The sequence below is a fragment of the Streptacidiphilus sp. ASG 303 genome, from assembly GCF_020991365.1.
Classification (GTDB): Bacteria; Actinomycetota; Actinomycetes; order Streptomycetales; family Streptomycetaceae; genus Peterkaempfera.
Genome location: NZ_JAJLRA010000002.1, coordinates 123,725 through 136,298, shown reverse-complemented (window position 1 = coordinate 136,298; position 12,574 = coordinate 123,725). Strand labels below are relative to the sequence as shown.

The 12,574-nt window shown below is 77.2% G+C and carries 12 protein-coding genes; 4 read left to right on the top strand and 8 right to left on the bottom strand.

What is annotated here, in order from left to right; all coding sequences use genetic code 11:
* Window positions 1-120: 120 nt before the first annotated feature.
* Together LO771_RS03345 and LO771_RS03340 are read right to left on the bottom strand one after the other, a co-directional pair.
* Window positions 121-678 carry a DoxX family protein gene (locus tag LO771_RS03345; RefSeq protein ID WP_230648066.1) on the bottom strand — a complete coding sequence of 186 codons (558 nt, stop codon included), beginning with the start codon at window positions 676-678 and terminating at the stop codon, window positions 121-123.
* 156 nt (window positions 679-834) lie between these two features.
* Window positions 835-1,830 carry an adenosine deaminase gene (locus tag LO771_RS03340; protein ID WP_230648065.1) on the bottom strand — a complete coding sequence of 332 codons (996 nt, stop codon included), beginning with the start codon at window positions 1,828-1,830 and terminating at the stop codon, window positions 835-837.
* Window positions 1,831-2,498: 668 nt separating this feature from the next.
* On the opposite strand from LO771_RS03340, the gene LO771_RS03335 reads away from it, so the two are divergent.
* On the top strand, window positions 2,499-3,158 hold the full coding sequence (locus LO771_RS03335) for a transglycosylase SLT domain-containing protein (RefSeq protein WP_230648064.1): 660 nt from the start codon (window positions 2,499-2,501) through the stop codon (window positions 3,156-3,158).
* Between the two features lie 112 nt (window positions 3,159-3,270).
* Here the strand turns inward: LO771_RS03335 and LO771_RS03330 are convergent, their stop codons facing one another.
* Window positions 3,271-3,606, bottom strand: a complete 336-nt coding sequence (locus LO771_RS03330) for a MoaF N-terminal domain-containing protein (RefSeq protein WP_230648063.1) — start codon at window positions 3,604-3,606, stop codon at window positions 3,271-3,273.
* A 301-nt stretch (window positions 3,607-3,907) separates the two neighbouring features.
* On the opposite strand from LO771_RS03330, the gene LO771_RS03325 reads away from it, so the two are divergent.
* Window positions 3,908-5,056, top strand: coding sequence for an alpha/beta hydrolase family protein (locus tag LO771_RS03325; protein ID WP_230648062.1), 1,149 nt, complete (start codon window positions 3,908-3,910; stop codon window positions 5,054-5,056).
* A gap of 195 nt (window positions 5,057-5,251) precedes the next feature.
* On the top strand, window positions 5,252-6,868 hold the full coding sequence (gene aceB, locus LO771_RS03320; protein ID WP_230648061.1) for a malate synthase A: 1,617 nt from the start codon (window positions 5,252-5,254) through the stop codon (window positions 6,866-6,868).
* 85 nt (window positions 6,869-6,953) lie between these two features.
* On the opposite strand, the gene LO771_RS03315 is transcribed toward aceB, so the two are convergent.
* Entirely contained in the window at window positions 6,954-7,907 is a 954-nt protein-coding gene (locus LO771_RS03315) for an NADPH:quinone oxidoreductase family protein (protein WP_230648060.1), read from the bottom strand.
* Window positions 7,908-8,140: 233 nt separating this feature from the next.
* Here LO771_RS03315 and LO771_RS03310 point away from each other — a divergent pair, with 233 nt between their 5' ends.
* A complete protein-coding gene (locus tag LO771_RS03310) occupies window positions 8,141-8,956 on the top strand; it encodes a methyltransferase domain-containing protein (RefSeq protein WP_230648059.1) in 816 nt (271 codons plus the stop codon).
* Between the two features lie 231 nt (window positions 8,957-9,187).
* On the opposite strand, the gene LO771_RS03305 is transcribed toward LO771_RS03310, so the two are convergent.
* From LO771_RS03305 to LO771_RS03290, 4 genes are read right to left on the bottom strand one after another with little or no spacing between them, the layout of a single operon-like run.
* Window positions 9,188-10,564 (bottom strand): 8-oxoguanine deaminase, encoded by a 1,377-nt coding sequence (locus tag LO771_RS03305; RefSeq protein ID WP_230648058.1) that lies wholly within the window; start codon window positions 10,562-10,564, stop codon window positions 9,188-9,190.
* Window positions 10,565-10,615: 51 nt separating this feature from the next.
* Window positions 10,616-11,581: a factor-independent urate hydroxylase gene (pucL, locus tag LO771_RS03300; RefSeq protein ID WP_230648057.1), complete on the bottom strand. Its 966-nt coding sequence runs from the start codon at window positions 11,579-11,581 to the stop codon at window positions 10,616-10,618.
* A gap of 6 nt (window positions 11,582-11,587) precedes the next feature.
* Window positions 11,588-11,968, bottom strand: a complete 381-nt coding sequence (gene uraH, locus LO771_RS03295) for a hydroxyisourate hydrolase (protein ID WP_230648056.1) — start codon at window positions 11,966-11,968, stop codon at window positions 11,588-11,590.
* Entirely contained in the window at window positions 11,965-12,555 is a 591-nt protein-coding gene (locus LO771_RS03290) for a 2-oxo-4-hydroxy-4-carboxy-5-ureidoimidazoline decarboxylase (RefSeq protein ID WP_230648055.1), read from the bottom strand. Before LO771_RS03290 ends, uraH begins: the two co-directional genes overlap by 4 nt.
* Window positions 12,556-12,574 lie beyond the last annotated feature (19 nt).

Genomic DNA, 12,574 nt, shown 5'->3' with positions numbered 1-12,574 from the left:
ACCCGCCGCCCCGCCGCCCGGGACGGGCCGCCCCGGACCGCCCCGCCGCCGCACCCGCGGAGGCCCCGTGGGGCCCTGCGGAGGCCCTGTGGGGCCCCTCGGCGGTCCCGGTCCCGCGGCTCAGGGCAGGAGGTCGAGGTCGGCCGCCCGCGCCTCGACGGCCGCGGCCTCGGCGTGCAGCGCCCGGCGGCGCCGGACGAGCACCGCGCAGGACGCGGCCGCAGCGGCGGCCACCGCCGCCACGCCCGCGGCGGGCCCGCAGAGCCGGTCGCCGAGCAGCCGGTCCAGCGAGTAGCGGCCCGGCCCGGTCAGGGCCAGCGCGCCCGACGCCACGCCCAGGACCAGCGGGTGCTCCAGGCCGCCGTTGCCGGCGAAGAACCCGTGCGGGGCGTGCACGGCCGCCGCCGCCGCCATGGTGCCCAGGCCCGCCGCTCCCGCTGCGGGGGTCGCCAGGCCCAGGAGCATCAGCGCGCCGCCCCCTGCCTCGCCGACGCCTGCGGCGACGGCGTTCGCACGGCCCGGGCGGAAGCCCATGTGGTCCATGGCCCCGGCCATGCCGTCGAGGCCGGGCCCGCCCAGCCAGCCGAAGAGCTTCTGCACGCCGTGGGCGACGAGGGAGCCGCCGACGGCGCCCCGCAGGACGAGCAGGCCCACGTCTCGGGTGTACGCACAGGTCATGTCCGCCTCCAGGCCAGCGGCAGCAGGGACACCCCCGTTCGCACCGTAACCCGGACGGCCGCCCGCCGCCCCCGGAGCCCGGCCGCCGCCCCCGTAGCCCGGCCTCCGCACCCGCGCCCGTCCGCGAGCCGTCCCGCGGCCGGGGCCCGGCCGGTCTCAGCCGAAGCGGTGCGCCTCGACCTCGGCGAGGTACGCGGCCCGCGCCGGCTCGTCGAGGAACGCCGCCCGGAAGGAGTTGGCCGCGAGCATGCGCCGCTGCTCCTCGTCGAGGCCGAGCGCCGCGGTCACGGCCCGGAAGTTGTCCTCGACGTACCCGCCGAAGTAGGAGGGGTCGTCGGAGTTGACCGTCACCAGCAGGCCCGCGTCGAGCATCCGCGGCAGCGGGTGGTCCTCCAGCCGGTCCACGCACCGCAGCCGCACGTTCGAGAGCGGGCAGACGGTCAGCGGCACCTGCTCCCGGCGCAGCCGCTCCACCAGCTTCCCGTCCTCCAGGCTGCGGATGCCGTGGTCGATCCGCTCCACGCCCAGCAGGTCCAGGGCCTCCCAGACGTACTCCGGCGGCCCCTCCTCGCCCGCGTGCGCCACGCACCGCAGCCCCGCCTCGCGGGCGAGCGCGAAGACCTCCTGGAACTTCGCGGGCGGGTTGCCGGCCTCGGCCGAGTCCAGGCCCACGGCGGTGATCAGGGTGCCGAAGTAGGGCCGGGCGCTCTCCAGGGTCTCCAGGGCGGACTGCACCGACAGGTCGCGCAGGAAGGAGAGGATGAGCCGGGTGCTGATCCCGTGGCGCTCCCCGGCGGCGTCCAGCGCCCGGCCGAGGCCGGCCACCACGGTGTGGATGTCGACGCCGCGCGCGGTGTGCGCCTGCGGGTCGAAGAAGATCTCCGCGTGCCGCACGCCCTGGCGGGCCGCACGGGCCAGGTAGGCGTCGGCGAGGTCGGTGAAGTCCTGCTCGGTGCGGAGCACCGCCGTGAGCGCGTAGTAGAGGTCGAGGAAGGACTGCAGGTCGCGGAAGGAGTACGCGGCGCGCAGCTCGTCGGCGGAGCGGTAGGGCAGCTCCACCCCGTTGCGGGCGGCGAGGGCCAGGGCCAGCTCGGGTTCGAGGGTGCCCTCGATGTGGAGGTGCAGCTCGGCCTTGGGCAGCGGGGTGGTCATCGACGTCCTTCTGCGTGTCGTGCGGTGCGGGGTCGCACCACGGTAACCGCTTCCGGTGTCCGGTTGGGGCCGTCCGCCGGGAATGCACGTCCGTATCCCGTTGTCGTCCTCTTCGGCACCCCTCGCCCGGCCCCCGGTGCCGCCCGGAGGCCGCCGGAGGTGATGCCGCTCACAGGCCTGCGGGCGTCAACGAAGGGCGGTAGTTGGTGCGGCGGGCCGCCGCACGCGCTCGCCGGACCCGGTCGGGCCGCCCTCCGGGAGGGATCGGGCGCCGCCGCGCCGACGGGGCCCGCCGTCCCGCGTCGTGGCAGGTCAGAGGGGGAAATGTGGAGGCCGGGGGGATTTCCGGTGGTGACGTTTGAGCATCCGGGAGGGCGGGTAACCCGCGCCGCCCCCCGATCCGGCCGCGGACGCCCCGTCTACGATCCGCGGCCGTAGCAACGCATCTTGGCCGGTCCGGCGGCCGGGGCTAAGACTGTGGCCGTCGCTAGGCGCCCTGCCCGCCGAACCGCCCGGACTCCCGGGGGTCGGAAGGCGGGGCGTTCCCGTCCCGGCACCAACCCGAAACCGGGTGCCCACGGTCCCGGCGCCACCCCCGCACCCGCGGCCCCGAGCCGCCGTGCGGTCGTGCGCACCGGGCCCGAGCCAACCGATTGAGGTCTTCCCACATGCGTCTTCCCTCCGTGACCGGCCTGCGCCGGAGTACCGCCCTCGCCGCCACCGCCGCGGGCCTGGCCTCCGTCGCGGCCCTGGCCGCGCCGGCGAGCGCCTCGGCGGCCACCCCGGCCCCCGCCTCGGCGCACCAGGCCCATGTGGCGCACCAGGCCCACCTGCACCACCTGCACGTGCTGCACATCGCGCACGCCAACACCGCCGCCCGCGAGGCCGCCAACACCGCCGCCCGCGCCGAGCAGGCCCGCCTGCACCGCCTGCACATCGCCCGCCTGAACACCCAGGCGCGCGTCGCGGCCCACGAGGCCGCCCAGGCCGCCTCCCGCTCCGCGGAGCGCTCCGTCCTCGCGCCGGTCACCGACACCAGCCCGAGCGGCGTGCGCGCCCTCGCCCGCACCATGGTCCCCGCCGACCAGTGGGCCGCCTTCGACGCCATCGTCACGCACGAGAGCGACTGGAACTTCCGGGCCACCAACGCCTCCTCCGGCGCCTACGGCCTGGTCCAGGCCCTGCCCGGCTCGAAGATGGCCTCCGTCGCCTCCGACTGGCGGACCAACCCGGCCACCCAGATCCGCTGGGGCCTCGCCTACATGAACGAGCGCTACGGCAGCCCGAACGCCGCCTGGGCCTTCTGGCAGACGCACCACTGGTACTGACCGGCCCCCGGCCCGTCCGGCCCCGGACGGCCCGCCCCCCAGCAGCTGCGCCCCGCCCCCGTCGTCGTCCGACGGGGGCGGGGCGCAGCCGTGCGCCGCACTGCGGCGCCGCTCAGCCGACGGGCTCCAGGGTGCCCGTGTGCAGCTCGCCCACCCGGCCGCCCGCGCCCTCGTACGTCCAGAAGACGCGCACGGTGAGGGCGGAGAGGTCCATCACGTGGCTGACGGTGAGGCCGCTGCGCTCGGTCCAGTTCACGAAGTACAGCTGCGGCCCGACCTCCGCGACGTGCAGCGCCACGTCGTCCCACTGGCCCGCCGACTCGCCCAGCCCCTCCCAGCGGAGGCGCCCGCCGTCGGCGGAGTAGGTGTTGCGGAACTCCGCCCCGTTGTCGACGCGGAAGAGGAAGGTCCGGCCGGCGAAGGCCGGGGGCGGTGCGCTGTCGCTCATGGTGCTGCGGCTCCCGGGTAGGCGGCGGACGGCGTCCGGCCGCCCCCGGCGACGATATCGCGGCCGTCCGGCGCAACCGGGCCGCGGCCCCGTCGCGGCCGTCCGGCGGAACCGGGCCGCCGCCCCGTCCGTCTCCTGTCGGGAGGAACCGCGGAGCCCCGCCGATCGGCGGGGGTGCTGTCCGCCTCCGCGGCGACGGACCCTCCCCCGGGCCGGGTGAAGCTGGTCCGGAGCACCGGCGGCGCACCGCCGCCGGTCCGAGCGCCGGGGGGACCCGCATGGACGACGGAGTGGACCGAACATGGGACTGACGGGCCAGGGGCTGCTGGTGCTCCTCGCGGTCGTGGCCGCGGGCTGCGTAGCGGCGACGGTCTGGGTGTGGCCGCGCCTGGCGAGGCGGCACTGGACCGCCGTGCTCGGCAGGCTCGGCACCCTGGTCGCCACCCAGCTGGCCGCCCTCGCGGCGCTGGGTGTGGCGGGCAACGACTACTTCGGCTTCTACGCCTCCTGGGACGACCTGCTGGGCACCGGCGGCGGCGGGCAGCCGGTCGCGGTCCAGGACCACTTCCGGGCGGCGGCGGGCTGGCGTCCCCAGGACCCGTCCGGCACCGCCACCGGGGTCGAGCACCTCGGCACGCTCCCCGTGGGGGGCCCCGGCGGCCCCCGGCAGTCGGGCCTGCTCGAGCACGTCCGGATCTCCGGCGGCGCCTCCGGCATCTCCAGCGACGGCTACGTCTACCTGCCGCCGCAGTACTTCCAGCCCCAGGAGGCGCACCGCCGGCTGCCGGCCGCCGTGGTGCTCACCGGCTACCCGGGGGACGCCCGCAACCTCGTCACCCGGCTGGACTACCCGGGCACGGAGCTCCGGGAGGTGCAGGCGGGCCGGATGCGGCCGACGGTCCTGGTGATGCTGCGGCCGACCGTCGCGCCGCCGCGCGACACCGAGTGCGTGGACGTGCCGGGCGGCCCGCAGGCCGAGACCTACTTCGCGCGGGACGTCCCGAGGGCCGTCGCCGCCGCCTACCGGGTGGCGTCCGGGCCGCGGTCCTGGGGCGTCATCGGGGACTCCACCGGCGGCTACTGCGCCCTCTCCCTCACCCTGCGCCACCCGGACGCCTACGGGGCGGCGGTCTCGCTCTCCGGCTACTACCGCGCCGCCCACGACCCGACCACCGGCGACCTCTTCCACGGCAGCGCCCGGCTGCACCGGGGGCACGACCTGATGTGGCGGCTCAGGCACCTGCCCGCGCCCGACGTGCCCGTGCTCGTCACCACCAGCCGCCAGGGCGAGGCGGACTACCGGGCCACCCGGGCGTTCATCGCGGCCGCCCGGCCCCCGCTGCGGGTCTCCTCGATCACCCTGCCCAGCGGCGGCCACAACTTCCACACCTGGGAGCTGGAGATCCCGGTGGCGCTGCCCTGGCTCGCCGAGCACCTCCGGGGCGACTGACCGGGGCGCCGACGGGGGGCGACCGGCCGGGGAGGCCGGCGGTACTGCTGCGGGGGCGGTGCGGGGGTCGGCCGCCCCCCGCACCCGCGGGTGACGCCCGCTCAACAGAGTGTTGAAGTCGGGGCCGGGGCGAACTAGCCTCACCGGTGCAGCAGGAGCCGTCCGCGCAGCACCGCATCCGAGGAGCCTCCCGACATGGCAGCAGCCCCGGTCGTCACCGTCTCCGGCCCCCCGGTCGAGCGCTCCGCGGAGGTGCTCACCCCCGACGCGCTCGCGTTCGTCGCCGGGCTCCACCGCGCCTTCGACCCCCGGCGGCGGGAGCAGCTCGCCCTGCGCCGCGAGCGCCGCGCGGAGATCGCCCGCACCGGGCGGCTGGACTTCCTGCCCGGGACCGCCGACGTGCGGGCGGGGGAGTGGCGGGTCGCCGGCGCCCCGCCCGCCCTCCAGGACCGCCGGGTCGAGATCACCGGCCCCACCGACCGCCGGATGACCGTCAACGCCCTCAACTCCGGTGCCCGCGTCTGGCTCGCCGACTTCGAGGACGCCACCGCCCCCACCTGGTCCAACCTCGTCTCCGGACAGCTCAACCTGATCGACGCCTTCGAGCGCCGCATCGACTTCACCGCGCCCGGGGGCAAGGCGTACGCGCTGCGGCCCGACGCCGAGCTGGCCACCGTCGTGGTCCGCCCCCGCGGCTGGCACCTCGACGAGCGGCACCTCCTCGTGGACGGGGAGCCCGTGGCGGGCGCCCTGGCCGACTTCGGCCTGTACTTCTTCCACAACGCCGCCCGCCTCACCGCCCGCGGCCCGGCGGACCCCAACTCCGGCCCCTACTTCTACCTGGCGAAGACGGAGAGCCACCTGGAGGCCCGGCTGTGGAACGACGTCTTCGTCCACGCCCAGGACGCCCTCGGCATCCCGCGCGGCACCGTGCGCGCCACCGTCCTCATCGAGACGGTCACCGCGGCCTTCGAGATGGACGAGATCCTGTACGAGCTGCGCGAGCACGCCGCCGGGCTCAACGCGGGCCGCTGGGACTACCTGTTCTCCGTCATCAAGAACTTCCGCGACGCCGGCGAGCGGTTCGTGCTGCCCGACCGCAACGCCGTCACCATGGACGCCCCCTTCATGCGCGCCTACACCCGCCTGCTGGTGCGCACCTGCCACCGCCGCGGCGCCCACGCCATCGGCGGCATGGCCGCGTTCATCCCCTCGCGCCGCGACCCGGCCGTCAACGAGGCCGCCCTCGCCAAGGTCCGGGCCGACAAGGACCGGGAGGCCGCGGGCGGCTTCGACGGCTCGTGGGTCGCCCACCCCGACCTGGTGCCGGTCTGCCGCGACGCCTTCGACGCCGTGCTGGGCGAGGCGCCGCACCAGAAGCAGCGGATCCCGGAGGGCGGGGTCACCGCCGCGGACCTGCTGGACGTGGCCGCGACCGGCGGCGGCCGCACCGCCGCCGGCCTGCGCAACGCGGTCGCGGTCGGCCTGCGCTACACCGAGGCGTGGCTGCGGGGCCAGGGCGCGGTGGCGATCTTCAACCTCATGGAGGACGCCGCGACCGCCGAGATCTCCCGCTCCCAGGTCTGGCAGTGGATCCGCAACGGCGTGGTGCTCGACACCGGCGAGAAGGTCGAGGCGGACCTGGTGCGCCGCCTGGCCGCCGAGGAGCTGGCCGGCCTGCGGGCGGAGCTGGGGGAGGAGGCGTTCGCGGCCGGTCGCTGGGAGGAGGCCCGGGCGCTCTTCGAGCAGGTCGCCCTGGCCGAGGACTTCGCCGAGTTCCTCACCCTGCCGGGGTACGCCCTGCTGGACTGAGCCGCCGGCCCGCCCGGCCGCCGACCCGCAGCCGGACGGGGGCGGCGGGTCCGGGCGGGGGCGCGCCGCGCCCCCGCCCGGCGGCTCAGCGCGACGGGTCGAGCAGCAGCTTGCCGACGGTGCGGCGGGCCCGCAGGTCCTCGTGGGCGCGGGCCGCCTCCGTGAGCCCGTACACGCCGCCGACCCGGGGCTCCAGCAGCCCGTCCGCGGTCATCCGCATCAGCTCCGCCATCGGCTCGGCGTACATCCCGGGCCGCCCGAGGCAGTGCATCAGCCAGAAGCCGACCACCGCCCGGGAGCGGGCCATGAGCTGCGCGGCCTGCACGGGCGTCGGGGGGGTCCGGGACGCCATGCCGTACGCCACCAGCCGCCCGAACGGCGCCAGCGCCTCCAGCGAGGCGTCGAAGACCGGACCGCCGGTCATCTCCAGCACCACGTCGACCCGGTGGCCGCCGTTGGCCTCGACCAGGCGCTCCTTCAGGCCCTCGGGGGAGGGGTCCACGGCGGCGTCGGCGCCCAGCTCCAGGGCCAGCTTCCGCTTCTCCTCGGAGGAGGCGGTCGCGATGACGCGGCCCGCGCCGAAGTGCCTGGCCAGCTGCACGGCGAGGGAGCCGGTGCCGCCCGCCGCGGCGTGCACGACCACGGACTCGCCCGGGGCGAGCCGGGCGGAGGTGCGCAGCAGGTGCCAGGCGGTGAGGCCCTGCACGACCAGGGCGAGGGCCTGGCCGTCGGTGACGCCGTCCGGCACCTCGTGGGCCAGGGCCTCCTGCACCGCCGCCCTCTGGGCGTAGCCGCCGTGGTCGGTGAGCGCGACCAGCCGCCGCCCGTCGGCGGTGCGGCCGACGACCTCGGCGCCGGGCACCAGCGGGAGGGTGGTCCGGGAGAGGTAGGAGTCCTCGACGGCGTGGGTGTCGGCGTAGTTGACGCCCGCCGCCGACACCTCCAGCAGCACCTGTCCGGGCCCCGCCTGCGGGTCCGGCAGGTCGACCGCCCGCAGCACCTCGGGCCCGCCGAACTCGGTGATCTGTATCGCGCGCACCGCGACTCCCTCCATGCGTGGCACCGGCCGGACGCACGTGTTACCGACCAGTCGGTATGTCGCCGCGAGCCTACCCGTCCCGGGCCGTCCGCCCAAGGGCGGTGCGGCGCGCGGCTGCGGGCCCGCAGCCCCGCGCCCCCGGGTGCCGTCCGCATGCTGATATGCGATTCTCGCTCCATGGGATGCGGCCCTATCGTCGGAGCGACCGCGCCCGCCCCGACGAAGGTGGACCCATGACGTCACGCGCCGTCTACACCCACGGATTCCACGCCAGCGTGCTGCGCTCCCACACCTGGCGCACCGCCGAGAACTCCGCCGGGTACCTGCTGCCGCACCTCGCCCCCGGCGCCGCCGTGCTGGACGTCGGCTGCGGGCCCGGCACCGTCACCGCCGACCTCGCGGAGCGGGTCGGCCCCGGCGGGCACGTCACCGGCCTGGACGCCTCGGCGGAGGTGCTGGAGCAGGCCCGCCGCACCGCCGCCGGCCGCGGCCTGGACGGCGACCGCGTCCGCCTCGCCGCCGGCGACGTCCACGCCCTGCCCTTCCCCGACGGCTCCTTCGACGTCGTCCACGCCCACCAGGTGCTCCAGCACGTCGCCGACCCGGTCCGGGCGCTGCGCGAGATGCGCCGCGTCTGCCGCCCCGGCGGGACCGTGGCCGCCCGGGACTCCGACTACGCCGCGATGGCCTGGTACCCGGCGTCCGACGCCCTCGGCGCCTGGCTGGACCTGTACCGCGCCACCGCCGCCGCCAACGGCGGCGAACCGGACGCCGGGCGCCGGCTCCTCTCCTGGGCCCGGGAGGCCGGCTTCGCCGAGGTCGCCGCCTCCGCGTCCGCCTGGTGCTACGCGACCCCGGAGGAGCGGGCCTGGTGGGGCGGGCTGTGGGCGGAGCGCACCACCTCCTCCGCGTTCGCCCGGCAGGCCGTCGCCCAGGGCCGCACCGACGAGGCGGAGCTGCACCGCATCGCCGACGGCTGGCGGGCGTGGGGCGCGGCGGACGACGGCTGGTTCGCCGTGCTGCACGGCGAGGTGCTCTGCCGAGCCTGACGGCGGGTCCGCGGGCGCAGGAGCGCCGCGGGCGCCCGCGCCGGGGGAGCGGCAGGACCGGCCCGGGGGCCGGCTGCGCCCGCCGACCGGATCCGGGCCGGATAACGGGCCCACGCGCCGCACGCGTCCGCAGGACCGGCGGGGGCGGCGGAGCGGGGGCGGGCCGGTCCCGGGTCCCGGCCGCCCCGGAGGGCCGGCCCGGGGCGTCCCGCCGGGCCGGCCCCGGCCCCGTCAGACCCGCGAGGCCAGCTCGCGGGCCGCCGCCGCGCACGCCTTCGCCACGGCCTCCTCGTCGGCCCGTACCAGGTGCCCGTCCTCCACCACCGGCCGCCCGCCGACCAGCAGCAGGCTCAGCGGCGGCAGCGCGCCCATGACGAGGGCGGCCACCGGGTCGGCGATCGAGGAGTGCATCACCCCGTCGATCCGCCACAGCGCCAGGTCGGCGAGCTTCCCCGGCTCCACGGACCCGATCTCCGCGTCCCGGCCCAGCACCCGGGCCCCGCCCATGGTGCCCAGCCGCAGCGCCTGGCGCGCCGTCAGCGCGTCGGGACGGCCGCGCAGGCGGTTGACCAGCAGCGCGTTGCGCAGCTCGGTGCCCAGCTCCCCGGACTCGTTGGAGGCGGTCCCGTCCACGCCGAGCCCCACCGGCACCCCGGCGGCCAGCATGTCCGGCACCCGGGCGATCCCGGCGGCCAGGCGGGCGTTGGACGACGGGCAGTGCGCGACGCCGGTCCCGGTGGCGGCGAACTTGGCGATGTCGGAGTCGGCCATGTGGACGCAGTGCGCCATCCACACGTCCTCGCCGAGCCAGCCGACGCTCTCGAAGTAGTCCGTCGGCCCCATCCCGAACAGCTCCTTGCAGAACTGCTCCTCCTCGGCCGTCTCCGACCCGTGGGTGTGCAGCCGCACGCCCTTGCGCCGCGCCAGCTCCGCGGCCTCCCGCATCAGGTCGGTGGTCACCGAGAACGGCGAGCACGGCGCGATCGCCACGTGCAGCATCGAGCCGAACGACGGGTCGTGCCAGCGGTCCACCGCCTCCTCGCTGGCCACGAGGATGTCCTCGGTGCGCTCCACCGCCGAGTCCGGCGGCAGCCCGCCCTCGCTGCGGCCGCGCGACATCGACCCCCGGGTCGCGGTGAACCGCAGCCCCAGCTCCGCCACGGCCTCGATCTCCGCGCCCAGGATGTCGCCGCCGCCGCGCGGGAAGACGTAGTGGTGGTCCACGGCCGTGGTGCAGCCCGACTTCAGCAGGGCCGCCACCGACCCCTGCGCCGCGGCGTGCACGAGGCGGTCGTCGATCCGTGACCAGACCGGGTACAGCTCCACCAGCCAGTCGAAGAGGATGGAGTCCTGGGCCAGGCCCCGGGTGATCCACTGGTAGAAGTGGTGGTGGGTGTTGACCAGGCCCGGCGTCAGCAGGTGCCCGGTGCCGTCCACCCGGCGCTCCACCCCCTCCAGGCCCGCCGGGGCCGGTCCCGGCCCCACCGCCTCGATGACGCCGTCGGCGACCACCACGTGCCCGGAGGCGTGCTCGGTGGACTCCGCGTCCACGGTGGCGACGGCGCAGTGCTCGATGACGGTGCGGCGCGGCGGGGTCTGGCCGGTCACGGGACCTCCTGGGTGTGCGGGGCCTGCCGGCCCGGTCGGCGGGGGCCGGGCTCAGTCGGCGGGGATGGCGGGCACGGCGCCCTCGCGGTGCACGGTCCCCTCGATGAGACCGTACGGCCGGTCCGCCGCATGGAAGACCTCGTTCCCGTTCTCCAGGCCGAAAGGCGTCAGGTCGACGGGGAAGTGGTGCCTGTTCGGCAGCTGCAGCCGGACCTCGTCCACGCCGGGCTCCAGGTCCAGCACCCGGGCGCCCATGGCGTGCAGGGTCTCCTGCAGCGAGTGGCTGTACGTCCCGGCGAACGCCTCCAGCAGCCGGCTCCGCACCCGGGCCCAGCCCGCGTCCCAGTCGGTGCGGGCCGCCGCCTCGTCCGGGCCGGCGGGGGCGTGCCGCCAGCGGGCGGTGACCTCGGTGGCGAGGATGCGGTCGGACGCCTCCTCCAGCGTGGTGTACCGGTCCCGCAGGTAGCCGCGGAACTCCGAGCCGGTGGTGTTCATGACCGTCAGCCCGCGCAGCCCCGACACCACATCGAGGTGCTCCCCGTCCCACCGGACCTCGGCGGTCCGGACCTCCCCGCCGCGCCGCACGAAGGAGTGGCCCGGCTCCGGGCCGCCGCCCGCCGGGTCCCCGCCCCCAGTGCCGCCGCCCCCCGTGCCGGGCTCCGCCGGGCCGGGCTCCGCCGGGCCCGCCGGGATGCGGTCCCAGGCGTACTCCTCGATCCGCACCCGGGCCCGGTGGATCGGCGCCGCCGTCCCCACGAAGTGCCGGGCGAGCCGGATGCCGTACGCCTCCGGCGAGCCGACGCCGTACTGCGCCGCGAAGGCGTAGCAGGTGTTCTTGACCGTGTCGGTCGGCAGGCAGTGGGCGTTGCTCCCCGTGAGGTGCACGTCGTCGAGGTCGCCGGAGAGGGCGACGGAGACGTTCAGGTCCCGGACCGTGTGGCGGGGGCCGTCGCGGACCACGCGGACCACGCGGGTCTCCGCCTTGCCGTACTGGTTCTGGCCGAGCACGTGGGCCATGGGTCGTCAGCTCCCTCGGTAGACGGAGTATCCGTACGGGCTGAGCAGCAGCGGCACGTGGTAGTGGTCCTGGCCGGGCTCGACGGCGAAGACCACCGACACCTCCGGGAGGAAGGCGGGCGCGGGGAGGTACGCGCCGGTGGCGAAGCGCAGCCGCAGCACCACCGCGCCGCCCGCCGGGCCCCCCGCGTCCGGCACGTCCGGCACGTCCGGCAGGTCGCGGCAGCGGCCGTCGGCGTCGGTGGCGGAGACCGCCAGCACCCGCCAGCCGTCGCCGCCCGGCCCGGACCCTGCGGCGCCCCCGTCGCGCACGGCCAGCTCGACGCCCACGCCGGCCGCGGGGCGGCCGCGGGCGGTGTCCAGGACATGGGTGGAGACGCCGGTCACGGGGCCCCTCCCGCCAGCAGGCGTTCCAGGCGCAGCACGTTGATGCCGCCCAGCTCGCGGCGGACGTGCTCCCACTCGGCGGCGGGGGCGTTCGCGTACCGGTCGCGCGCGGCGGCCAGCATCTCGGCGGCCGTGCGGCCGGTCGCCCGGATGAGGAAGGCGTGGCCGAACCGCTCCTCGTACGCGGCGACGGCCGTCCGCAGCTCCGCCAGCAGCGCCGGGTCGGCGTCCGCCACGCCCGCCTGCTCGCGGCGGGAGTCCGCGCCGCCCTCCTCGGGCGCGCCGATCCGGGCGTGCCCGGCCACCGCCTCGGCCAGGCCGTCCGGGGTCAGGGCGGCGGTCGCCGCCGCGCCCGCGGCCAGCAGCGCGGCGCCGTCCGCCCAGGGGCGGGACGCGGCGACGGCGGAGACCCAGGCGCGGGCGGTGCAGACGCCCCGGAGCAGCGCCTCCAGCTCGGCGCGGGGGGCGGCGTTCAGCCGGTCGAGGACCGGTGCGCCGCCCGGTGCGGGGGCGCGGGCCGGGCCGGGCTCGCCGGGCGGGGTGCCCGGCGCGGCTGTGCCGTGGGGCGCGGCTGGGCTGTCGGGCACGGGCGGCCTCCCGGGGACT

Excerpts from the sequence above, each read along its gene's own strand:
- LO771_RS03345 (WP_230648066.1), bottom strand. The coding sequence starts at position 678 with ATGACCTGTGCGTACACCCGAGACGTGGGCCTGCTCGTCCTGCGGGGC.
- LO771_RS03340 (WP_230648065.1), bottom strand. The coding sequence starts at position 1,830 with ATGACCACCCCGCTGCCCAAGGCCGAGCTGCACCTCCACATCGAGGGC.
- LO771_RS03335 (WP_230648064.1), top strand. The coding sequence starts at position 2,499 with ATGCGTCTTCCCTCCGTGACCGGCCTGCGCCGGAGTACCGCCCTCGCC.
- LO771_RS03330 (WP_230648063.1), bottom strand. The coding sequence starts at position 3,606 with ATGAGCGACAGCGCACCGCCCCCGGCCTTCGCCGGCCGGACCTTCCTC.
- LO771_RS03325 (WP_230648062.1), top strand. The coding sequence starts at position 3,908 with ATGGGACTGACGGGCCAGGGGCTGCTGGTGCTCCTCGCGGTCGTGGCC.
- aceB (WP_230648061.1), top strand. The coding sequence starts at position 5,252 with ATGGCAGCAGCCCCGGTCGTCACCGTCTCCGGCCCCCCGGTCGAGCGC.
- LO771_RS03310 (WP_230648059.1), top strand. The coding sequence starts at position 8,141 with ATGACGTCACGCGCCGTCTACACCCACGGATTCCACGCCAGCGTGCTG.
- pucL (WP_230648057.1), bottom strand. The coding sequence starts at position 11,581 with ATGGCCCACGTGCTCGGCCAGAACCAGTACGGCAAGGCGGAGACCCGC.